Here is a 21,485-nt window from a genome sequence, read left to right on the forward strand (position 1 = left end):
TTAGACAGGATAATTGCGCAACAACTCATCACCATGACAAATGACCAAAAGCGCGCTTAACCCGAAGTAAAGCGTGCAGAAAAAGTCTGCGGCGATCTCTCACCGCATCCGGGAAAGTTGCTAAGATTAGGCCACTATAAACCTGCGGATTTAGCCGATGAAACAGATTACCGCCCACGACCTGACCGCGATGAGCGAACAGGCTGCCAAAGTGGCGCGCCTGCGCGCGCACCGTACATTACACGAAGAGTTAAGCGATCCGGTACAGCGCTTGGCGATTGCCATGGAGCCGGGCACCTATATCCGTCCGCACCGCCATCCGCAAACCTGGGAGCTGCTGACGCCGCTGCGCGGCCGTTTTGTCGTGCTGCAGTTCAACGATGACGGCGTCGTCACCCAGCGCACGCTGCTCGGCGAAGAAACCAAAGTGCTGGAGATGCCGGCGTTTACCTGGCATGCGGTGCTGTCGGTCGATGCAGGCGGCGTGGTGTTTGAAGTGAAACAAGGGCCGTATCAGCCGCTGGCGGAAGAAGACTGCATGTCATGGGCGCCGGCGGAAGGCGGTGAGGGCACCGAAGCGGTGATGCGTTGGTATGCGACCGCACAAATCGGCGACAGTTACGCTCACTGATTTGGCTGATTGCAGGGGAATTTCCCCTGCAACTCGCCTGGCTTATACCGTCTCCAGCCGGGCGTAAGCCGCCACCAGCCACTTGATGCCTTCGCCCGGAAACGCAATTTGCAACCGGCTGTGTTCGCCGCTGCCTTCCAGATTGACGATGGTACCCTCGCCAAACTTGGGATGGCGCACCCGCTGGCCAAGCTTGTAGCCGGTGTCGTTTTCGCTGATCGGCGTGCCCATCCGGCGATGATTCACCGGCCGCGATACGCTGGCGCGCAGCCGCACTTCTTCCACACAGTCTTCCGGCAGTTCGCCGATAAAACGCGAAGGCCGGTGATAAACCTCTTTGCCGTACAAACGGCGCGTTTCGGCATAGGTCAGCGTCAATTTCTGCATGGCGCGCGTCAGGCCAACGTAGGCCAGCCGGCGCTCTTCTTCCAGTCGGCCGCCTTCGTCCAGCGACATCTGGCTCGGGAACATCCCCTCTTCCATACCGACGATAAACACCAGCGGAAACTCCAGCCCCTTGGCGGAGTGCAGGGTCATCAGTTGCACCGCATCCTGATAGGCATCGGCCTGCCCCTCGCCCGCTTCCAGCGCGGCATGTGACAAAAACGCCTGCAGCGGCATCAGATCCTGATCTTCATCCTGATAGCTGTACTGCCGCGTTGCCGTCACCAGTTCCTCAAGGTTTTCGATACGCGCCTGACCTTTTTCGCCCTTTTCCTGCTCATACATGATGAACAGCCCCGAGTCGCGGATCACCCGGTCGGTCTGCACATGCAGCGGCATATCTGCGGTTTCGTGCGCCAGGGAATCCACCAATTCGGTAAAACGTTGCAGCGCGGACGCCGCACGCCCGGCCAGCACTTTGTCCTGCAACAGCGCACGGGTAGCCTGCCACAGCGTCAGTTGGCGATCGCGCGCCGTGCGGCGCACTTCGTCCAGCGTTCGGTCGCCAATGCCGCGCGTCGGGGTATTCACCACTCGCTCAAACGCCGCGTCGTCGTTACGGTTGGCGATCAGCCGCAAATAGGCCAGCGCATCCTTGATTTCCTGACGTTCGAAGAAGCGCTGCCCGCCATAAATGCGGTACGGCATGGCGGTTTGCAACAGTGCCTCTTCCAGCACGCGCGACTGGGCGTTGCTGCGGTAGAGTATCGCGCAGTCATTCAGCGCACCGCCGTTTTCCTGCCAGGTTTTGATGCGGCCAACGACAAAGCGCGACTCGTCGAGCTCGTTGAACGCGCAATAGATGGAGATGGGTTCGCCCTCGGCCCCCTCGGTCCACAGGTTTTTACCCATGCGCCCGCCGTTGTTGGCGATCAGGGTATTGGCGGCCTTCAGAATATTGCTGGTCGAACGGTAGTTCTGTTCCAGGCGCACGGTTTGCGCGCCGGGGAAATCCTTCAGGAAACGCTGGATGTTTTCCACCTGAGCGCCGCGCCAGCCGTAGATCGACTGGTCGTCGTCGCCGACGATCATCACGTTGCTGTTATTGCCGGACAGCAGGCGGATCCAGGCGTACTGGATGCTGTTGGTATCCTGGAACTCGTCCACCAATACGTTGGTGAAACGCTCGCGGTAGTGATTGAGGATATGCGGCTTGTTCAGCCACAGCTCATGGGCGCGCAGCAGCAGCTCGGCAAAATCCACCAGCCCGGCGCGGTCGCAAGCTTCCTGATAGGCCTGATAGATACGCAACCAGGTCGCTTCCACCGGGTTGTTATAGGTTTCAACGTGCTGCGGGCGCAGGCCCTCGTCTTTTTTGCCGTTGATGTACCACATCGCCTGACGCGGCGGCCATTGTTTTTCGTCGATATTCAGCGCCTTAACGATGCGCTTCAGCAGGCGAAACTGGTCGTCGCTGTCGAGGATTTGGAAATCCTGCGGCAGGTTGGCGTCCATATGGTGAGCGCGCAACAGCCGGTGAGCCAGGCCGTGGAAAGTACCTATCCACATGCCGCCCTGGCTGGTGCCAATCAGGTGTTCGATACGATGGCGCATTTCCGCCGCCGCTTTGTTGGTGAACGTCACCGCCATAATCGAATACGGCGAACAGTTCTCTACCGACAGCAACCAGGCGATGCGATGCACCAGCACCCGGGTTTTACCGCTGCCCGCGCCGGCCAATACCAACAGGTTGCAGCGTGGCGCCGCCACGGCTTCGCGTTGTTTTTCATTCAGGCTGTCGAGCAGATCGGAAACGTCCATAGGCACCATTAATTGGTAAGGGAAAACGCGCCTGAGACGCGTTTTCCACTGGGAATTTATACAGAGTTCTGGCAGGGATTATAACAATGCTGTCAGCGATGCCAACTGCGAAATCTCAATATGTGGCAGCAGGCGGCTGTCCGCGACCTGCATCAGGTTGCGTTGGCGGTCGTTGATCCAGCAGGCCTGCAGGCCTGAGCGCAGCGCCCCGGCGACATCGGTGGTCAAATCATCCCCAACGTGCAGAATGCGTTCGGCGGGGACCCCTAACCGTTCCGCGGCCAACCGGTACATGTCCTGATAGGGTTTGGCGCGACCATCGGGCCCGGAACGCAGCACAAACTGGAAGTAACCGTCCAACCCGCACAGCGCCGGATCGGCATTGCCATTGGTGATCGCCACCAGCGGGAAACGCTCCCCCAGCGCTTTCAACGTGGCGTGAGTCGCCTCCGGCACCTCGATGCGGCTGCGCCACAGCGCAAAGTTCTGCATTGCCGCGTCGGCGCCGAGGGCAGCCTCGGCATCCCGCAACCCCTGACGGCTCAGCGCCAGATGAATGGCGCGCCAGCGCCACTGGGTGACGTCATGATAAATCTCCGGATCCTGCTCGCGCAGCTCCTGGCGCAGGCGGTGAAAATCCGCCGACTGAAAGTGATTCAACCCCGGATGATAATTCTGCAGAAAGGCAACCGACTGCAGCTCGGTCTGCCTGATCACTGGGCGGTTGTCGTACAGCGTGTCGTCCAGATCGAAGGTCAGCGCCGCCAGCGGGCGCAGCGGACGATAAAAATGCATCAGGATTTCCCCCGTTTGGCGCGCGGATGCGCAGCATCGTACACGTTCGCCAGATGTTGAAAGTCGAGGTGGGTATAGATTTGGGTGGTGGTGAGATTGGCGTGGCCGAGCAGTTCCTGCACAGCACGCAGATCGCCGCTCGACTCCAGCATATGGGTCGCAAACGAGTGACGCAGCTTGTGCGGATGAATATGGCTGTTGACGCCCTGCTTGACGCCCCACTCGGCAAAACGCTTTTGCACGTTGCGGGTCGAGATGCGTTTTCCCTGATTGGACAGGAACATCGCGTCGTCTGCCGGGCCGAACAGGTCACGCATCGCCAACCAGTGCTCCAGCCAGGTAACGGCGGTGCGGCCAATCGGCAGTTTGCGTTCTTTGCTGCCCTTGCCCAGCACCCAGATATCACCGGCGGCCAGATCGACATGGCGGCAATCCAGCCCCACCAGCTCCGACAGACGCAACCCGGCGCCGTACATCACCTCCAGCATGGCGCGATCGCGCACCGCCAGCGGATCGTTAAGATCGATATTCAACAGCTGATTCATTTCATCGACATCGATATTTTTCGGCAGATGACGACCGCTGCGTGGCGTTCGGATACCTTTGGCGGGATTGGCGATCAACGCACCCTGGCTAACCTGCCAGTCGAGAAAACTGCGCAACGCCGACAAGCGCAGCGCAAGGCTGGAAGACTGCAGGCCCGCACGTTTACTGCGTGCCGCCAGCATGCGGACTTTGGCGGCGTCCAGCGCCGGCCATTCGGTCACGCCCATCTCCTGCGCCAGCGCCATCAGCGCCTGCAGTTGGCGAGAATAGCTGAGCTGAGTGAGCGGGCTGAGCTGACGCTCAACCTTCAGATAGCGCAGGAAAGCGTCCACCGGCTGTTGCAGGCTGGCCGCTACCGGGGTCATGCTCGTTCTATCCAGCGTTCCAGCAGTTCAGGCAGCATGCGCGCCAGCTGATTGAGCATCACGGTACCCATGCCCTGCTGATAGTGTTGCGTATCGCGGCTACTGAAAATCACCATGCCCAGTTCGCCGTCTTCGCCCAACATCGACAACGCGACCGAGCCAACCAGCTTGGCCTGCGGCAACAGCAGCAACAGTTCGGGGCCATTCAGGCTACCGAGGTAATGCTGTTGGTCACCCAGGCGCTGAATGCGCAGCGGTTCAAACGACGAACGCGTCAGGGCGAGATGGGTGAAGTCGGAAGGCGCGCCGATTTTCCAGCTTTCGGAAAACAGGCGGATGTTGGCGCCGGCCAAACCGAAACCACGCGCCCAGCGTTGCAGGCGGTTGAGCATGTCTTGCAGACTGCTGGCGGTAGCCAGATTGGCCTGCAGATGCAGCAAGCTGGCAAACAGCGTTTCATTGGCGCTGGCCTGCTCCATCAATAGAGTGATCTCTTCTTCGAGCCGGCCAATATGGTTGCGCTGGCGGGCCAGATGCCACTCGACCAGCGACACGGTTCCGCGAACGGGATGGGGGACGCGCATCTGTTCAACCAAACGCGCGTTGCGAATAAAGAAATCCGGGTTTTGCAGCAAAAACTGCATTACGGCGTCGTCATCAAGCTCAATGCCCGTGACAGCCTGGTCCTCAACACTCTTCATAGATGAATAAATCCGTCATATACATGGGTTGCCGGACCGGTCATAAACAGCGGATTGCCCGGCCCTTTCCAGCGAATATGCAGGCTGCCGCCCGGCAGTTCTACATGCACCTCTTCTGACAGCAATTCTTGTTGAATCCCCACTGCCACTGCCGCACAAGCGCCGCTGCCGCAGGCCTGCGTTTCACCGGCGCCGCGCTCATAGACCCGCAGCTTGATATGTTCACGACTGACGATTTGCATAAAACCGATATTGGCCCGTTCCGGGAAGCGCTCGTGCCCTTCCAGCACCGGCCCAAGCAGCTCTACCTTGGCGGTTTTTACATCATCCACCTGTAAAACACAATGCGGATTGCCCATCGACACCACGCCGCACAGCACCGTATGTTCCGCCGCACGCATGATGTATGTCCTTTCCTCTTTGGTGGCACGAAACGGCACAGCCTGAGGATCAAAATTCGGTTCGCCCATATTCACGCACACCAGATCGTCGTCGGTGACGCTGAGCACCATGCGTCCGGTTTGGGTGCTGACGCGGATGTCGCGTTTGTTGGTCAACCCTTTCAGCCGCACAAAGCGGGCGAAACAGCGGGCGCCGTTACCGCACTGCGCCACTTCACTGCCGTCGGCGTTGAAAATGCGATAGTGGAAATCAAGTTCCGGATCGTAAGGCGGTTCTACCACCAGCATCTGGTCAAAGCCAACGCCCAAGTGCCGATCGGCCAATCGGCGGATCAGTTCAGGTGAAAAATAGACATTCTGTGTAACGGCATCGACCACCATAAAGTCGTTGCCCAGACCGTGCATTTTGGAGAACTGCATATCATACTCCGCTATCTGGACGCGCTATCCGTCTTGGGTTTGCGGTGACGCCCCGCCACCGCAAATCAGGTGTTACTGGTCGCTCATCGACGGTTTTTACTGAGAGACAGAGGTTTCCTGCTGATTTTTCTGTACCTGATCGCCCGTTTGAACCTGAGAGGCGGGTTTCTTAGTACCCGGTTCATCCGAAGGGAAATACAGCGGGCCTTTCAGACCGCAGCCAGAGAGCCCGGCAAGCAGAACTGCCATCAGCGCATAGCGTAGTTGTTTTTTCATTTGCATTAATGCCTGTAATTCATGCGTCCAAGATCTCTATAATCGCAGGTGGATCATGAAAAGCAATAGGAATTGATTATGAACGACAGTGAGTTTCACCAGTTGGCTGACCAACTGATGCTTAATATTGAAGAGACACTGGACGATTTTGACGGCGATGCGGACATCGATTACGAAACTAACGGCGGCGTAATGACGTTAAGTTTCGAAAATGGCACCAAAATTGTGATCAACCGTCAGGAGCCGTTGCATCAGGTGTGGCTGGCAACCAAAACCGGCGGCTATCACTTTAACTACCGGGACGGCGCCTGGTTCTGCGATCGCAGCGATCGCGGATTCTACCCGTTGCTCAGCGAAGCGGCCAGCGCACAGGCCGGCGAAGATGTGCATTTTGCCTGATAAGCCGCTGATTCCGTGGGGCCTGCCCTACGGAATCAATGCAACTGGAATTGCTGTTTCAGCGGCTGAGCGGCACCATCGGCCAAGGTAACGCACAGGCTCGACAGGACATTGCTGCGGAACGGGATCACCTGGGTACGACCATCCAGCTGAACTATCTGGTAGAACTGCGGCAGGTTGAAGTTGATAAAGCTGGAACCGTAAGTGAAGCGATCGTGTGAAGAAGAATAGAAACGGCTCACGTCACGCACCAACTCCTCTTTACTGCCTTCACAATGGTGGTAAACCTCCACCCGGTTAGACTCATCCAGAATATAGATGTTAAAGCCTTTATCGTCCGACGTGTCTTCGAAGAAGAACTGAATGATCCCCTCACTGGCGAAACCATCCACTACCGGCGGCAAGTGCACCTGATCGGTTTCCACTTTGATCGACAGGCCGTGCAATTTGTTGTTGGAAATGGCGCCGTAGAATTCCACCGCGTTCTCCAGCTTTTGCACCGATACGCTCAGGCGCTCAAAGAACAGGCCCCAGGTCTGGCCGGCGACGCGCACCGCTTTGAAACGGCCCGGTTCCAGGCGTGTGCTGGACAAACGCAGCTCTATGCATTCCGACACCAGTTGCTGTATGCGGGTACGGATAAGACCGCGCAGGTGCTGGCTGTAGCAGAACACTTCTACCGATTCCGGTGGCGCGGCGTCCTGATGCATTTTACCGAGAATGGTCTTCAGCGCTTCCAGCACCGATTGCTCGCCGCTGAAATGCAGGGTACGCACTTCGTTCCATGAGTTGCGGTACAGCAGATCGATACTGCCCACCAGGCATTGCTGCTGCTGGCCGAAGCTGAACACGTCGAGTTTGCGGAAATCGAAATGCACCACCTGGTTGCGGAAGGCGGCCGTTGGATCGTTTTCCAGATTGACGATAATCGCCAGATGGCGAATTTCGCACGGGCTGTACAACGCTTTCGGTGTCGGTGCCGCCAGGCGCAGCGGGAAGTGGTGCGATACGTCGGCTACCAGTTCCTGCAGTTTGGCCGTGTCGCACAAGTTGCCGCTCTTGATGTGCAGGCGGGTCTGCGGCGTCAGCAGGCCGTTGAAATAGGCCCAGGCCACCAGCTTGTTCAGGTAGCGGTTATATTCCAGCGGTTGGTGGCTGACGATGGCATCCATCGCCGGCGCCTGATTGTACAGATACCAACCAGTGCGGTTGGCGCGGCCAATCGGCACATGAATAAAGGTTAAGTCGTTTTCCGACAGGTCCGGTGAGATCTGCGGATTCACCAGCGTTACCTTGCCGGGCAGGGCTTCAAACGCCGCATACAACTTGCGGGTGAGCACACCGATATCCTGCGGGCTGGCGCTGACGCTGAGGTTGTTACGGCGCGCGAAGCGGATCAGGTTGCGGTAACTCTGCATCATCGCATCCAGCAGCTCGTTGTGCGCTTCACGCACCCGTTCGATCTTCCAGTTGGCGCGGTTATCCAGGATAGCCAGGCGCTCTTCGTCCCAGCCCCATTCGCTGACCAACTGGCTAAGGATTTCGCGGCGCCAGCCGACGCAGGCGTTAGCGCGCGACAGTTTTTCGCAGACTTTCAGATAGAAACAGCGGCGGACGAGATCAAGGCGGGTGGTGTCGTTGATTTGGTTCAGATAATGCGTAACGCGTTCGAGCATCATGCAGTAGGAGTCGAGCCCGAAGCAGACGATCTCGCCTTCATGCAGACGGTGTTTAATGTCCATCGCCAGCAGTTGGGTATTCGGGTATTCCCAGGAATAGGCTTCCAGCAGCAAGGTCTTCAGCACGGCCTTGTAAGGCGAATCGATGCTCTTGTACAACTGCCACAGGCTGGCGCCAAAATATTCTTCCGCCGACAGCGTGCTCAGGCCGCCGAGATCCAGCCATTCGTTCGGCGTCAACGCGCCTTGCGAATACAGCGACAGCACATACTCATCGTAATGCGCTTCTTCTTCGCCCGGCACCATGTTCCACAAAATACGTTTGCCGGCCAGGCGCACCGCGGTGCGGTAAAACTCGTCCAGCAGCAGGATATGTTGGGTGGATCCGCAGTTTTCGCCACCCAGGCTGCCGCTTTCGTTATGGCGGAAGCGGTTTTCATCGATCAGGAAGAAGCTGACTTCTACGCCCATCGACGCCGACCATTTTTCCAGCAGGCTGCATTTTTCCTGCAGACGGCTACGCTCTTCGTTATCCAGCCAGGACTGATGGCACACCCAGATGTCGAGATCCGAGCTGCAGCTTTGGCCGATAGACGACGTGCTGCCCATGGAGTAAACGCCGGTAATCGGCAGCTCACCGCTGGCCAGCTTGTCAAACGGGCTGCCCCATTTGTCTTCTAAATCGTTGAGGTAATCTTGCTGGGTTTCATCAGGCGTGTAGAGGCAAACGCCGTGGGGAACGTTACCGTTCAGATAGCCCGGCATCAGTGGGTGATGGTGGTGCAGTAAGGTAGGCAGCAGACTGTATACCCGTTGAAACGCGGGCTTCATGGCCGCTAGGGCGCGATCGACTCGTAATTGGTTGATCGCATCCAGTCTCTGCTTCAGTGTCTCGATGTAGAGGTACAAGACGTCTCGCCTGATTATCCCGGTGTTTAGAAAAAACCCGTATTCCATAAGCGCCGTTAGTGTTGGAAGAATATTTGGCAACTTATTGTTGGAAACGTGATCAATTTAACACCTTGCTGATTGACCGTAAAGGAGGTAACGCTCCACTATTATTGTAGCGCTTCTCTAAACGATTTACCCGCAGTGTCAACTGCCCCAAAATACATCACACGTCCCGTTGATTCCGTTGTCCTTTCTTCGCCTGTGGCTTCTTGCACTGACAGTTTTCGCACTCAGTGGTAGGATGAACGGCGAATTATAAAAACGGTAACAAGCATGTTAGACAAAATTATTCGAATTGCCACCCGACAAAGCCCGCTAGCACTCTGGCAAGCACATTATGTGCAACAGCGCCTGATGGCCAGCCACCCCGGCCTGCAGGTTGAACTGGTGCCAATGGTCACAAAGGGCGACATTATTCTGGATACGCCGCTGGCGAAAGTCGGCGGTAAAGGCCTGTTTGTTAAAGAACTTGAGTTGGCGTTGCTGGAAGGCCGCGCCGATATCGCCGTCCATTCGATGAAAGACGTCCCGATAGATTTCCCCGCCGGCCTGGGCCTGGTGACCATTTGCGAGCGTGACGATCCGCGCGACGCCTTTGTTTCCAATCGTTTCGCCTCGTTCGATCAGTTGCCGCAGGGCAGCGTGGTTGGCACCTCAAGCCTGCGCCGTCAGAGCCAGTTGCGCGAACGCCGGCCTGATTTGATCGTGCGCGATTTGCGCGGCAACGTCGGTACCCGCCTGGCCAAGCTGGATAACGGTGATTACGACGCCATTATTCTGGCAGTCGCCGGGTTGAAACGCCTGGGGCTGGAGCAACGTATCCGCAGCCCATTGAGCCCCGAAGAGTGCCTGCCGGCCGTCGGTCAGGGCGCGGTGGGCATCGAATGCCGCCTCGACGATGACGCCACCCGTGCGCTGCTCGCACCGCTCAATCACGCCGCAACCGATATCCGCGTGCGCGCTGAACGGGCGATGAATACGCGGCTGGAAGGCGGCTGTCAGGTACCGATCGGCAGCTATGCCGAACTGGAAGGCGACAGCCTGTGGCTGAGAGCCTTGGTCGGCTCACCGGACGGCAGCCAGATGGTGCGCGGCGAACGTCGCGGCCCGGCGGCCCTGGCCGAACAAATGGGCGTTGAGCTGGCGGAAGAACTGCTGGCACGTGGCGCACGTGAAATCCTGCATGACGTTTATCAGGGAAATCCCCCGGCATGACGATTCTGGTAACCCGCCCTTCTCCTTTTGGAGAACAACTGGTGAGCCGCCTGCGCGCACTCGGCCGGGTTGCCTATCATGCCCCGTTGATCGATTTCGCCCCTGGCCGCGATCTGCCCAAACTGCCGCAGGCGTTGCAGCAACTCAATGATGGCGATCTGGTGTTTGTCGTGTCGCAGCATTCGGTGAACTACGCCAATTCGGTCATTGGCCGTGCCGGGCTGACATGGCCGGCGCGCCTGACCTATTATGCAATTGGCCGCGCAACCGGGCTGGCGATGCACCGCATCAGCAGCCTGCCGGTAGAGTACCCGCGCGAGCAGCAGATCAGCGAAACGCTGCTGCTGCTGCCGGCGTTGCAGAAGCTGGACGGCAAGCAGGCGCTTATCCTGCGCGGCAACGGCGGGCGCGAGTTGCTCGGCGACCGGTTGAGCGAGCGTGGCGCCAACGTCAGCTATTATGAATGTTATCAACGCAGCCCGGTGCACTATGATGGCAGTGAGCAAAGCGCCCACTGGCAGCGCGCCGGTGTTGATACGCTGGTCGTCACCAGCGGTGAAATGTTACAACAGCTCTATACTTTAGTTCCTGACTACTATCGTTCTTCGTGGCTATTACGTTGCCGCCTGGTCGTAGTGAGTGAACGCCTGGCTACCCTCGCCCAGGAATTGGGCTGGAGCATGATTCGGGTAGCTGATAACGCCGATAATGACGCGCTGATCCGCGCGCTACAATAAACCTGACTATGGGATGTACCACTATGACGGAACAAAATACCCCATCCGCCCCGGTTGAAGAACCCACCCCAGCGGTTGAGACCTCCCAGCAGCCAGACGCTGACCGCCGCAAAGGGAAAAATAGCGGTCCTGTGCTCGGCGCGATCGCTATAGTGCTGGTTATCGCACTGGGCGCGGGCGGCTATTACCACACACATCAGCAGGCACAACGGCTCATCGCCGCCAACCAAGCACTGCAGCAACAGCTTGACGGGCTGAAACAGAGCCAGCAGCAGGAAAGAAGCGCGCTGGAAGGTCTGTTGCAACAACAGGGCAAGACGCTGGACGCCGCCGACCGCGAGCAAGCCACTCTGGCACGGCAACTTAACGAGCTGCAGGAAAAGGTCGCGACCATCTCCGGCAGCGATGCCAAAACCTGGCTACTGGCGCAGGCCGATTTCCTGGTGAAAATGGCCGGGCGCAAGCTGTGGAGCGATCAGGACGTGACCAGTGCGGCGACGCTGTTGAAAAGCGCCGATGCCAGCCTGGCGGACATGAACGACCCCAGCCTGCTGGAGGTTCGTCGCGCCATCACCGAAGATATCAGTACGCTGTCCACCCTGACCCAGGTCGATTTCGACGGCATCATTCTCAAGACCAATCAGCTGTCTAACCAGGTCGACAACCTGCGTCTGGCGGATAACAACAGCGACGAAGCGCCAATGGATCAGGACAGCAGCGAGCTTTCCAGTTCGATTGGCGAATGGCGGCAGAACCTGGCCAAAAGCTGGCACAACTTTATGGCCGACTTTATTACCGTCCGCCGCCGCGATGCCAGCGCCGAACCGCTGCTGGCGCCGAATCAGGACATCTATCTGCGCGAGAATATCCGTTCGCGCCTGCTGGTGGCTGCGCAAGCTATCCCGCGCCATCAGAATGAAACGTACAAACAGTCGCTGGAAACCATCTCCACCTGGGTACGCGCCTACTTCGACACCACCGACCCCGCCACCAAAGCTTTTCTGGAAGAATTGGATAACCTGAGCCAGCAGTCGATCGCCATGGACGTGCCGGATCACTTGAAAAGCCAGCCATTGCTGGAAAAACTGATGCAGACCCGGGTGCGCAATCTGCTGACCCAGTCCCCTGCCGCTCACCAGGAGGGATAAGCCATGTTACGCGTGCTATTTCTGTTCCTGGTACTGATCGCAAGCGTGGTGGTCGGGCCGATGCTGGCCGGCCATCAGGGCTATGTGCTGATCCAGACCGATAACTACAATGTCGAAACCAGCGTCACCGGCCTGGTGATCATGGCAGTCCTGCTCTTTGTCGTGCTGCTGGCGATCGAATGGATCCTGCGCCGCATCTTCCGTACCGGAGCCCGTACCCGCGGCTGGTTCCTTGGCCGCAAACGCAGCCGGGCGCGTAAACAAACCAAAGCCGCGCTGATCAAACTGGCTGAAGGGGATTACAAGCAGGTTGAAAAACTGCTGACGCGCAATGCCGACCATGCCGAACAGCCGGTAGTGAACTATCTGCTGGCTGCCGAAGCCGCACAGCAACGCGGTGATGATTTCCGCACCAATCAGTATCTGGAGCGCGCCGCCGAGGCCGCCGATACCGATCAGTTACCGGTGGATATCACGCGCGTACGCATTCAACTGGCGCAGGGGGAAAACCATGCGGCACGTCACGGCGTCGATCGTCTGCTGAACCAGGCACCGCGTCATCCGGAGGTCTTGCGTCTGGCAGAGCAGGCTTATCTGCGCACCGGCGCTTTTGCCTCACTGCTGGAAATTCTGCCGTCGATGGGCAAAATCAATTTGCACACCGAAGTTGAGCTGCAAGCGCTGCAACAGCAGGCTTACATCGGCCTGATGAATCAGGCGATGGCGGACGAGGGCAGCGATGGCCTGAAGCGCTGGTGGAAAGATCAGAGCCGTAAAACCCGCCATGAAGTCCCGCTGCAAATCGCGATGGTGGAACACCTGATCGAATGCAATGACCACGAAATGGCGCAGGAAATCGTGCTCGACAGCCTGAAGCGCCAGTATGACGAACGTTTGGTGCTGCTGATCCCGCGCCTGAAGTCCGGCAATCCGGAACAGTTGGAAAAAGCGCTGCGTCAGCAGGTCAAACAGCATGGCGCTACACCCTTGCTGAACAGTACGCTAGGTCAGTTGTTGATGAAACACGGTGAATGGCAACAGGCCGCCGACGCATTCCGGGAAGCGCTGAAACAGCGTCCGGATGCCTACGACTACGCTTGGCTGGCTGATGTGCTGGATAAGCTGCACCGTTCGGACGAAGCCGCTCAAATGCGACGTGAAGGGCTGATGCTGACGTTGAAGCATAACGGCGAGTAACGCCGGCAATGTATTGTCCTCAAGGCGCGCCCTCTGGTCGCGCCTTTTTTATCCAACGTTGCTTATACCCAAGATAGTTGGAGTCACAGCAAGGCGGCAAGCTCACGAATCCCCAAGAGCTTGGTCAACCAAGTGACTGGGGTGAGAGCGCGCAGTCAACGCGGCTGTGGCTTCAAATATGATGGGTATTAGGCAAAAAAAAACACTTGCCGCAGTGGCAAGTGTATAAAAAGCAATCAGGTCTAGGACAACAGGGGCGGTGCCTCACTCAACGTTATGCCCGGAGTGTGATGTCAGCAGTTGCAAGCAACGCTGTCATCGTTCTGGTGGACAATAGGCACCCTAAATCGGCTCTGCATCATTCCCAGGGTTTATGAAGCCTAAGGCGAACATAAGAGGTGGAATGAGCATCTACGGAATAGATATTGCACGTGGCGTGCCAACTTCTGGCAGATGCTCGCCGGACTTTGCATAAAAACAACTATTCCATTGAATTACAAAACATTTAATTATTTTCACACCGATAACGCGGTTCGCACTCCTGCGCCATTCTCTTGGCCTCCCGCAGTAAACTATGTCGCCTTAGAACGACGACTTAAGCCAAAGTAATTTTTATCAAACAAAATCATCATGTTATATGTCTCAACCTGACGACAATACATGATGCCCATGTCGCTGAAACCCAACGATGAGCCAAAACCCGCAGACAGGAAGGACAAGGCTAAAGAAAATAAAAAGTGCGGATTACAGAAAGCGAAAAGCCCGCTCATTACTGAACGGGCTTTTCTGAAATTGGTCGGCGAGAGAGGATTACGCGCATCTGCGATGCTTGCCCTGCGGGCCGTTGCTAAAGCAACGTGGTCTCGCTACGCTCGGCTCAAACCTCCTTCGGAGGTACTCATCCTCATAAACTACGGACGTAAAAAAACCGACTTTCGTCGGTTTCTTTGAATGTGGTCGGCGAGAGAGGATTCGAACCTCCGACCCACTGGTCCCAAACCAGTTGCGCTACCAAGCTGCGCTACTCGCCGATTTCTTGTTGCACATACTACTGAATTTTATTGCTTATGTCTATGTAAATATTAAAATTTATCAGACATTTTGTGTGGTGCGAAGAGAGGGACTTGAACCCTCACGTCCGTAAGAACACTAACACCTGAAGCTAGCGCGTCTACCAATTCCGCCACCTTCGCACAGTCACAAAACAGCTTACAATTCTTCACTTCTCTTAGGAAGTGGGGTGGCTAATGGGACTCGAACCCACGACAACTGGAATCACAATCCAGGGCTCTACCAACTGAGCTATAGCCACCATTACTTCTTAACTTCACGCGGTAATACTACCACCGCAGCTCTTGCACACAAACTTAATGGTGCGCCCGACAGGATTCGAACCTGAGACCTCTGCCTCCGGAGGGCAGCGCTCTATCCAGCTGAGCTACGGGCGCATAGCGCCGTTGCGGGAGGGGATACTACGGATTTAACCCAATCCTGTCTAGTGCTTTTTCGCAGAAATGTTGCGTTTGATTACGCTTTGCTCACTCCCGCGCAGGAAAGCGCTATCCGCAGCCCCTTTTTACCGGTTATTGCTGCATTTCTGCCCGCTTTTCAGCCGGATGATGTTTCTTGTGCATACCGAAAGCAAAGTAACACAGGCTAACACCCGCTAAGAAAATCGCCCCGACCAACAAAGAAATTCGCGTATCCGGGTTAATTCCCATGCCAATCAGCACGCAGACCAGAAAAGCGATGGTCAGATAGTTCACATACGGGAACATCACTGACTTGAAACTGTGGGTTTTGATCGCTTCTTTATGAGCGCGACGGAAATACAGCTGGCTGATCAGCACCACAAACCACGGCACCATGCCAGGCAGCACGCTGGCGCTGTAGACGTAAACAAACACCTGCTGCGGATTCGGAATGAGATAGTTCAACCCGGAGCCGACCAGCAGGCAGACGATGGTCACGGCAATGCAGTTCACCGGCACGCCGCTGACGGACAGCTTGGTCAACGAAGCGGGCAGTTGGCGGTTCTTGGCCAGGGCGTACAGCATGCGGCCACCGCTGTACATGCCGCTGTTGCAGCCGGACAGCGCCGCAGTCAGCACCACGAAGTTAATGATACCGGCGGCGGCGACGATGCCGATCTTGGCGAAGGTCAGCACGAACGGGCTGCCGGTAGTGCCGATACCGTTCCATGGGAAGATAGTGACGATGACAAAGATGGCGCCGACATAGAAGATCAGAATGCGCCACAGGATATTGTTAATCGCGCGTTTCAGCGTAACCTGCGGGTTCTTGGCTTCGCCGGCGGTAATGCCGACCAGTTCAACCCCCTGATAGGACGCCACGACAATACACAGCGCAAACAGGAAGCCCTTCCAGCCGCCGGCAAAGAAACCACCGTGCTGCGTAAGATTGGCAAAGCCGATCGGCTCACCGCCGTTGCCAAAGCCAAAGAAGATCACTCCCAATCCCACCAGAATCATCACAATGATGGTGGTCACCTTAATCATGGCAAACCAGAACTCCAGCTCGCCATACAGGCGCACCGCCGCCAGGTTGGCCAGCGCCACCATCGCCACGGCGATCAGCGCCGGCACCCACTGCGGGATTTCCGGGAACCAGAACTGGACATAGACCCCAATGGCAGTGATTTCGGAAATGCCAACGGCAATCCACATAAACCAATAGCCCCAGGCGGTGAGGTAACCGAAATACGGCCCCATATATTTATGCGCATAAACGGCAAAAGAGCCCGCTACCGGCTCCAGAAACAGCATTTCGCCCATCGAGCGCATAATAAAGAACACGAACAGCCCGGCGATGATATAGGCCAACAAGACCGACGGCCCCGCCCATTTCAACGTGCTGGCCGACCCCATAAACAGACCGACGCCAATGGTGCCGCCCAGAGCAATCAGCTCAATATGCCGGGCTTCGAGCCCCCGGTGCAGTCCTTGCGGTTTTTCAATGTGTGCCATAAATCCTCAATGATGTTTTTTTGATTGTGTTTGCATGCCGGCCGCTGCCGGTCGTTATTGTTTTTTGATGAAAATAGAGTAAAACATCCCCCGCCGCTTTGGCTGACATCAATATGTGATCGGGGCGATCTTACGGCGAGAAAAACGTCGTTCAGCACTACCGCACCGGGCGCCGGCAACTGGGGATAATTTCCGGACGGTATCGTTTCGCATTTTGCTGCTATAAGCAAACCGCAACTTAAAACTTTATGGAATAAATGAGGGTGGGCTTAGGGTCTGAGGTTATAGAGGTGCTGGCTAATACGCCATAAAGCAGGTTATTTGAACAAGCGAATACGTCAGGGCAGCACTAAACACCCCGACGCAGTTATCACATCTTACCGCGGTAGTAGTAACTCACAAACTTCAGCAGTTTCAACTGACGGCCAATCCGGCTGGGTTGACTGAGCAGCCGGTAGAGCCACTCCAGACCCAGATTCTGCCAGACCCTTGGCGCGCGTTTCACATGACCGGTGAACACGTCGTAGGTCCCGCCTACGCCCATATACAATGCCTGCGGATGCGCCTTTCGGCAGTCGCGCATCAGGATTTCCTGTTTCGGCGATCCCATGGCAACCGTCACTATAGCGGCGCCGCTGATGCGGATGCGTTCAAACAGCGCATCGCGCTGTTCAGGCTTGAAGTAACCATCCTGGCTGCCGACCAGGTTCACATTCCACTGGCTGCGCAGCTTCTGCTCGGTTTCCGCCAATACCGAAGGTTTGCCGCCAATCAGGAACACCGGCGTCCCCTCACGACCGGCACGCTGCATCAGCGCTTCCCACAGATCGGCTCCCGCTACGCGCGACACCTCGGCACCCGGATATTTGCGGCGGATTGATCGCACCATGCTGATACCGTCGGCATATTTGTATTCCGCTTCGTCCAGCAACGCATGCAACGCCGCATCTTCCTCCGCCTTCAGTATCTTTTCTGCGTTCATCGCCACCAGCGTGCCCTGCTTTACCTGGCCGCCGTCAAACAGAAAATCCATGCATTGCGCCATATCGCGAAATCCCCAAAGGCTGAAACCGCGCAGCTCGTATTTGGGAACCCTAATCGTTGCTTCCATCGTTATTCTTATCCTTACAGAAGACCGTCGGCGCGTGGGGAGGATACCGGCGATGCCAGCCTGCGTGAACGCAGCACCCGAGCCTTAATCAAACCGGCAGTGTCAAACAGCCAGTACAGCAATTTCGCCATCAACAAACAGGCGCCAAAAATAAGGCAGAAGAACACCACCCGCGAGACAAACGAATCCACGCCTTCCCTCGCCAATACGATAATGTTGAACACCGCGCCAAAGCAGAAACTCTGCAATATGGCCGCCTTGTAGCGGTTAGGCTCGCTTTTGCCCATTTCGTACAGCCAGTCGAACCATTTGATGATCATGCCAACCAGCACGGCACCGACAGGGATGAACAACGCACCGCCCATCACCACCAGCGACCCGATCAGCGTCGGTGAGATCGCCAGGCCGGAATGGTTATCCAGCACTTCCCAGGTGAAGTAGTTAGCGGTATTCAGCACCGTATCCGGACGGCCCGGCCACAGCCAAGCCGGAATGAACACGTAGAAATCACGCACTATCGGCGCCAATCCCTGGAAGTCGATTTTGTCGTAGTTTTGCAGCAACAGCGCCAGGTTTTCCCATGGCGAGAAGGTATCTCGCGTCAGGTAAAGGAAGGTGTAGAACGCTTCAGAGCCGCTGACGTCGAGGCTATAACGTTTTAACGCCAGCCAAAACATGCCGACGATGCCGAACACGCCGGCGGCCACCAGCATCCACAGCGAGATCCAGCCGCGGACAATGCCGATAAACAGAAACAGCGAGAAAGCGATGATAATATTGGCGCGGGTGCCGCCGACAATCACGTAGGTCAGGATGCCGAAGGCCACCGTAGCCGCAAGGAAGAAGAACCAGGCGCGCAGATCCTGTTTCAGGAAATACACCACCAGCATTGCCGGAATAAAGAAATAGAAGAACCGCTTGAGCGCTACGCCAGACACATCGCTGGAGAAAATCTGGCTATAAGAGTTGAGCTTGAACAGCAGGAAACCGTTTTGCATGAAGAAAATGCCCACGGTACCGATCGCCACCAGCGCCAGCAATATCCAGGTCAGATTGGTTTCCACCCGGTTCATGGTAAAAACTGGCTTACGCGGCCGTACGCTGGGCTTACGCAGCCGGGTTTTATAGCTGACGTAATAAATCGCGTAAAACGCGGTAGCGGAGAGAATGGCGTACAGCAAGAACTCGACCGGCACCACCTCGACGTCGAACTGAAACACGAGCAGACACGTCAGCGGAAAGCCGAAGTAAAACGTCAGCAAGTACAACAGGGAAAAGAAAACGTTGAAGTTAAAGCGGATACGCCGAAACTCCTGATAAGTCAGCGTAAGAATAAACAGCACGCTGACCAGATAGACGACAAACAATCCGCCAAATTGCGCCAATGTCATGAGCCTTCCCCCGCAGCCAGCGCCAATGCCTGTTGCCAACCATCGACGTAGTTTGGATTAAAGAAGGCGATCGCCTGTTTATCTACCGACGCCAGTTGGCGCTGCGCCTCGCGCACCACCGCTTCATCCAGTGAATCGCCGTAGAACAGCACCGGCAGATGCTGCTCCGCCAAATCCTGCCAGAAGGGGTTCTGCCGGCTGAGCACGAACGGCACACCGAACTGAATCAGCAAACACAGGGTGCCGATACCCTGCTGACGGTTAAAAATAAAATAACCGAGATCGCATTCGCGCAAAATGTTCAGGTAATCGTCGAACGCCACCTGTTGCGTCAGCAGCTGCAGGTTCTTGTCGCCGAACAATTGCAGCCCGGCGCTACGCACCTGGTCGATATAGGCGTCGTTGTTGGCCGGATAACCCATCGGCAGGATCACGCGCACGTCCGCGCCGAACTGCTGGTGGATCGCTTTCAGCGCTTCAACATGACGGTTGGTGCGATCGCCGGAATTCCCTACCAGAATGGTCATGGGTCCGGCCAGGTTCTTCTCAACGCTGATGCCGGTCAGTGCCGGGTCCATTCGCGTTGGAAAATACAGCAGGGAGGCCGGCACGCGCGCATGGCGCTGCTGGTAATGGATCACGTCGCCGCGGGTCGCAAATACACGCCCCACCCGCCCTTGCGCGATGCGGCGCAGTACATAGAACAGGCGGAATTTCCAACTGGTGGCGTCCTCGTACAGATCCGCGCCCCAGATATGCCAGCTCACCTGGCGAGCTTTGATTTTACCGCTCAGCAACGCCAACCACAGCGTAGGATTAAACTGGCCATGCAGGAAGAAACGCTGATTACGATCGGCCTGAGCGCGGGCAATCACCGCCGCCGCCAGGCTTTTTTTATCCGGGAAAGCCTCGATGCTCAACTCGGGGAAATCGCCCAGCGCCGCTACGTCTCTGGCTGCCACCATAAAATGGCGCGTCTGTTCGGACGGCAGGCGCTTCGCCAACACGTCGTTGAAGAAACGCAGCACCGTCTGATTGTGATGCGGGATATCAGAACCCAATACGTGAATCAGTATGGTCATACTCGTCTACGATAAAGAAGAAATACGCAGCTACAGAGCGCGAAATACACAATGTAGGTTGCCATGTAAGCCTGCGCCGCACCCAATGCGCCGTGCAGCGGTATCAACCAGTGCGAAAACAGCGTCAGCAGCAGAAATTGGCTGACTTCCGTCAGAATGTAAAAACGCAGCGACGCCTTGGCGATAACCAGATAGCCAAAGACATAGGCGCCCACCTTCAGTACATCGCCCACCAGTTGCCAGGCGAACAGATCGCGCATGGCGACGAACTTGTCCGTGAACAGCAACCAGATGGCGAAGTCGCGCAGCAGCCAGACGGTGAAACTTGCCGCCGCCACGGCGGGCAGCACAAACTTCAGCGAACGTACGATCTCCTGCGAGATGGCGCTTTTTTCCTTCAGCCGCGACAGCGTTGGCAGCAGGTAGACGGTAAACGAAGCGGTGATAAACTGCAGATAAGCGTCGGAAATGCTGCTGACACCCTGCCAAATCCCCACCTCGTCCCAACTGTAATGGCTGGCCAGCAGGTTACGCATCATCACATAGGCCACCGGCAGCGTCACTGAGGTGATCAGCGCCATGATGGTGAACTTGCCGAGATGACTGGCCAGCGCCTTGTCCCAGGCCAGCGCCAGATGGCTCAGCGGCAAGGTTTTGCGCCGCCACAACATGAAGCCGGCGGGCAAGACCGCCAATGCCGGCACCAGCGCCAATCCCGCCAGAGCGCCTTCATAACCGCCCAGCGTAAAGCACAGGTAGTAGGCCACCACGCCAATCAGGCTGCCGCCAATCACCGCCAACGCGTTGCCCATCGCATCGCGGTAGCCTTTCAGCACCGCCATGAACAGGTTGGCGTAGGCGATGCCCATCTGAATAAAGGCCACCGCACGCACCACGTTCACATACTCTGCGTGACCGAACAGCGCGATGCTGATGGGAACGGCTGCGAATAAAAACACCAGCGCCAACAGCGTGGAGAAACCCAGCACGATAGTCGACGCCGTGCCGACAGCCAGGCGCAACCGCTGCGGATCCTGATGGTATTCGGCAACGTATTTCGTGATGCCGTTAAAAATCCCGGCACCGGACAACACGCCCAGCACGGTGATCAGCTGGCGGAAGTTACCCGCCTGCCCAACGCCGCTGGGGCCAAACGCCACCGCCAGCAGTTTCACCACCAATAACCCCACGCCAATTTTGATCAGCGTGGAGCCGGCGGTCCAAATCGATGCTTTTGCCAACGACATA

At 56.8% G+C, this 21,485-nt stretch carries 18 protein-coding genes, 4 tRNA genes and 1 other RNA gene; 6 read left to right on the forward strand and 17 right to left on the reverse strand.

Going from position 1 to position 21,485, the window contains the following annotated elements; genetic code table 11:
* Positions 1-157: 157 nt before the first annotated feature.
* Positions 158-631, forward strand: a complete 474-nt coding sequence (locus ACUTSW_RS19090) for a WbuC family cupin fold metalloprotein (RefSeq protein WP_006323026.1) — start codon at positions 158-160, stop codon at positions 629-631.
* A gap of 42 nt (positions 632-673) precedes the next feature.
* Here the strand turns inward: ACUTSW_RS19090 and uvrD are convergent, their stop codons facing one another.
* From uvrD to lptM, 6 genes are all read right to left on the reverse strand, one after another.
* Entirely contained in the window at positions 674-2,836 is a 2,163-nt protein-coding gene (gene uvrD, locus ACUTSW_RS19095) for a DNA helicase II (RefSeq protein WP_006318315.1), read from the reverse strand.
* Positions 2,837-2,914: 78 nt separating this feature from the next.
* A complete protein-coding gene (gene yigB / locus ACUTSW_RS19100) occupies positions 2,915-3,631 on the reverse strand; it encodes a 5-amino-6-(5-phospho-D-ribitylamino)uracil phosphatase YigB (RefSeq protein WP_020438291.1) in 717 nt (238 codons plus the stop codon).
* Complete coding sequence (xerC, locus tag ACUTSW_RS19105; protein WP_062869214.1) at positions 3,631-4,542, reverse strand: tyrosine recombinase XerC; 912 nt, start codon at positions 4,540-4,542, stop codon at positions 3,631-3,633. Before xerC ends, yigB begins: the two co-directional genes overlap by 1 nt.
* Positions 4,539-5,243 (reverse strand): DUF484 domain-containing protein, encoded by a 705-nt coding sequence (locus ACUTSW_RS19110; RefSeq protein ID WP_004950917.1) that lies wholly within the window; start codon positions 5,241-5,243, stop codon positions 4,539-4,541. Before ACUTSW_RS19110 ends, xerC begins: the two co-directional genes overlap by 4 nt.
* The gene (dapF, locus tag ACUTSW_RS19115; RefSeq protein ID WP_004950915.1) at positions 5,240-6,064 is read right to left on the reverse strand and encodes a diaminopimelate epimerase; all 825 of its coding nucleotides are present in this window, start codon (positions 6,062-6,064) and stop codon (positions 5,240-5,242) included. The genes ACUTSW_RS19110 and dapF overlap by 4 nt, the downstream gene beginning before the upstream one ends.
* A 96-nt stretch (positions 6,065-6,160) precedes the next feature.
* A complete protein-coding gene (gene lptM, locus ACUTSW_RS19120; protein WP_283936129.1) occupies positions 6,161-6,340 on the reverse strand; it encodes an LPS translocon maturation chaperone LptM in 180 nt (59 codons plus the stop codon).
* A gap of 78 nt (positions 6,341-6,418) precedes the next feature.
* Here lptM and cyaY point away from each other — a divergent pair, with 78 nt between their 5' ends.
* Positions 6,419-6,739 carry an iron donor protein CyaY gene (cyaY, locus tag ACUTSW_RS19125; RefSeq protein ID WP_006318320.1) on the forward strand — a complete coding sequence of 107 codons (321 nt, stop codon included), beginning with the start codon at positions 6,419-6,421 and terminating at the stop codon, positions 6,737-6,739.
* 35 nt (positions 6,740-6,774) lie between these two features.
* Here the strand turns inward: cyaY and ACUTSW_RS19130 are convergent, their stop codons facing one another.
* Positions 6,775-9,327 carry a class I adenylate cyclase gene (locus ACUTSW_RS19130; RefSeq protein ID WP_445585093.1) on the reverse strand — a complete coding sequence of 851 codons (2,553 nt, stop codon included), beginning with the start codon at positions 9,325-9,327 and terminating at the stop codon, positions 6,775-6,777.
* Between the two features lie 315 nt (positions 9,328-9,642).
* On the opposite strand from ACUTSW_RS19130, the gene hemC reads away from it, so the two are divergent.
* The 4 genes from hemC to hemY are packed head-to-tail and all read left to right on the forward strand — an operon-like array spanning position 9,643 to position 13,666.
* The gene (hemC, locus tag ACUTSW_RS19135) at positions 9,643-10,584 is read left to right on the forward strand and encodes a hydroxymethylbilane synthase (protein ID WP_004950907.1); all 942 of its coding nucleotides are present in this window, start codon (positions 9,643-9,645) and stop codon (positions 10,582-10,584) included.
* Positions 10,581-11,321, forward strand: coding sequence for a uroporphyrinogen-III synthase (gene hemD / locus ACUTSW_RS19140; protein ID WP_004950904.1), 741 nt, complete (start codon positions 10,581-10,583; stop codon positions 11,319-11,321). Before hemC ends, hemD begins: the two co-directional genes overlap by 4 nt.
* Before the next feature lie 23 nt (positions 11,322-11,344).
* Complete coding sequence (gene hemX / locus ACUTSW_RS19145) at positions 11,345-12,469, forward strand: uroporphyrinogen-III C-methyltransferase (RefSeq protein ID WP_445585094.1); 1,125 nt, start codon at positions 11,345-11,347, stop codon at positions 12,467-12,469.
* A 3-nt stretch (positions 12,470-12,472) separates the two neighbouring features.
* Positions 12,473-13,666: a protoheme IX biogenesis protein HemY gene (hemY, locus tag ACUTSW_RS19150; RefSeq protein WP_445585095.1), complete on the forward strand. Its 1,194-nt coding sequence runs from the start codon at positions 12,473-12,475 to the stop codon at positions 13,664-13,666.
* A gap of 793 nt (positions 13,667-14,459) precedes the next feature.
* Here hemY and ACUTSW_RS19155 read toward each other — a convergent pair.
* The 10 genes from ACUTSW_RS19155 to wzxE form a co-directional block, all read right to left on the reverse strand.
* A non-coding RNA gene (locus ACUTSW_RS19155) (RtT sRNA) lies at positions 14,460-14,588 on the reverse strand.
* 32 nt (positions 14,589-14,620) lie between these two features.
* A tRNA-Pro gene (locus ACUTSW_RS19160) sits at positions 14,621-14,697 on the reverse strand.
* A 75-nt stretch (positions 14,698-14,772) separates the two neighbouring features.
* Positions 14,773-14,859: transfer RNA gene (locus ACUTSW_RS19165), tRNA-Leu, on the reverse strand.
* A 43-nt stretch (positions 14,860-14,902) separates the two neighbouring features.
* Positions 14,903-14,978: transfer RNA gene (locus tag ACUTSW_RS19170), tRNA-His, on the reverse strand.
* A gap of 59 nt (positions 14,979-15,037) precedes the next feature.
* Positions 15,038-15,114, reverse strand: a tRNA-Arg gene (locus tag ACUTSW_RS19175).
* 135 nt (positions 15,115-15,249) lie between these two features.
* Positions 15,250-16,653, reverse strand: coding sequence for a bifunctional threonine/serine APC transporter ThrP (gene thrP / locus ACUTSW_RS19180; RefSeq protein WP_445585096.1), 1,404 nt, complete (start codon positions 16,651-16,653; stop codon positions 15,250-15,252).
* 370 nt (positions 16,654-17,023) lie between these two features.
* Positions 17,024-17,764: a lipopolysaccharide N-acetylmannosaminouronosyltransferase gene (gene wecG / locus ACUTSW_RS19185; RefSeq protein ID WP_445585097.1), complete on the reverse strand. Its 741-nt coding sequence runs from the start codon at positions 17,762-17,764 to the stop codon at positions 17,024-17,026.
* Positions 17,765-17,778: 14 nt separating this feature from the next.
* Complete coding sequence (wzyE, locus tag ACUTSW_RS19190) at positions 17,779-19,155, reverse strand: ECA oligosaccharide polymerase (RefSeq protein WP_004950893.1); 1,377 nt, start codon at positions 19,153-19,155, stop codon at positions 17,779-17,781.
* Positions 19,152-20,237 carry a TDP-N-acetylfucosamine:lipid II N-acetylfucosaminyltransferase gene (locus tag ACUTSW_RS19195; RefSeq protein ID WP_445585098.1) on the reverse strand — a complete coding sequence of 362 codons (1,086 nt, stop codon included), beginning with the start codon at positions 20,235-20,237 and terminating at the stop codon, positions 19,152-19,154. The genes wzyE and ACUTSW_RS19195 overlap by 4 nt, the downstream gene beginning before the upstream one ends.
* Complete coding sequence (gene wzxE, locus ACUTSW_RS19200) at positions 20,234-21,484, reverse strand: lipid III flippase WzxE (protein WP_445585099.1); 1,251 nt, start codon at positions 21,482-21,484, stop codon at positions 20,234-20,236. The genes ACUTSW_RS19195 and wzxE overlap by 4 nt, the downstream gene beginning before the upstream one ends.
* Position 21,485 lies beyond the last annotated feature (1 nt).

Source organism: Serratia sp. TSA_198.1 (assembly GCF_052686505.1).

What these genes read in the sequence shown, in the direction of transcription:
- hemD (WP_004950904.1), top strand. Translation starts at nt 10,581, where the DNA reads ATGACGATTCTGGTAACCCGCCCTTCTCCTTTTGGAGAACAACTGGTG.
- wzyE (WP_004950893.1), bottom strand. Translation starts at nt 19,155, where the DNA reads ATGACATTGGCGCAATTTGGCGGATTGTTTGTCGTCTATCTGGTCAGC.
- cyaY (WP_006318320.1), top strand. Translation starts at nt 6,419, where the DNA reads ATGAACGACAGTGAGTTTCACCAGTTGGCTGACCAACTGATGCTTAAT.
- ACUTSW_RS19195 (WP_445585098.1), bottom strand. Translation starts at nt 20,237, where the DNA reads ATGACCATACTGATTCACGTATTGGGTTCTGATATCCCGCATCACAAT.
- wecG (WP_445585097.1), bottom strand. Translation starts at nt 17,764, where the DNA reads ATGGAAGCAACGATTAGGGTTCCCAAATACGAGCTGCGCGGTTTCAGC.
- yigB (WP_020438291.1), bottom strand. Translation starts at nt 3,631, where the DNA reads ATGCATTTTTATCGTCCGCTGCGCCCGCTGGCGGCGCTGACCTTCGAT.
- ACUTSW_RS19090 (WP_006323026.1), top strand. Translation starts at nt 158, where the DNA reads ATGAAACAGATTACCGCCCACGACCTGACCGCGATGAGCGAACAGGCT.
- hemC (WP_004950907.1), top strand. Translation starts at nt 9,643, where the DNA reads ATGTTAGACAAAATTATTCGAATTGCCACCCGACAAAGCCCGCTAGCA.
- xerC (WP_062869214.1), bottom strand. Translation starts at nt 4,542, where the DNA reads ATGACCCCGGTAGCGGCCAGCCTGCAACAGCCGGTGGACGCTTTCCTG.
- lptM (WP_283936129.1), bottom strand. Translation starts at nt 6,340, where the DNA reads ATGAAAAAACAACTACGCTATGCGCTGATGGCAGTTCTGCTTGCCGGG.
- hemY (WP_445585095.1), top strand. Translation starts at nt 12,473, where the DNA reads ATGTTACGCGTGCTATTTCTGTTCCTGGTACTGATCGCAAGCGTGGTG.
- hemX (WP_445585094.1), top strand. Translation starts at nt 11,345, where the DNA reads ATGACGGAACAAAATACCCCATCCGCCCCGGTTGAAGAACCCACCCCA.
- ACUTSW_RS19110 (WP_004950917.1), bottom strand. Translation starts at nt 5,243, where the DNA reads ATGAAGAGTGTTGAGGACCAGGCTGTCACGGGCATTGAGCTTGATGAC.
- thrP (WP_445585096.1), bottom strand. Translation starts at nt 16,653, where the DNA reads ATGGCACACATTGAAAAACCGCAAGGACTGCACCGGGGGCTCGAAGCC.
- wzxE (WP_445585099.1), bottom strand. Translation starts at nt 21,484, where the DNA reads ATGTCGTTGGCAAAAGCATCGATTTGGACCGCCGGCTCCACGCTGATC.
- uvrD (WP_006318315.1), bottom strand. Translation starts at nt 2,836, where the DNA reads ATGGACGTTTCCGATCTGCTCGACAGCCTGAATGAAAAACAACGCGAA.
- dapF (WP_004950915.1), bottom strand. Translation starts at nt 6,064, where the DNA reads ATGCAGTTCTCCAAAATGCACGGTCTGGGCAACGACTTTATGGTGGTC.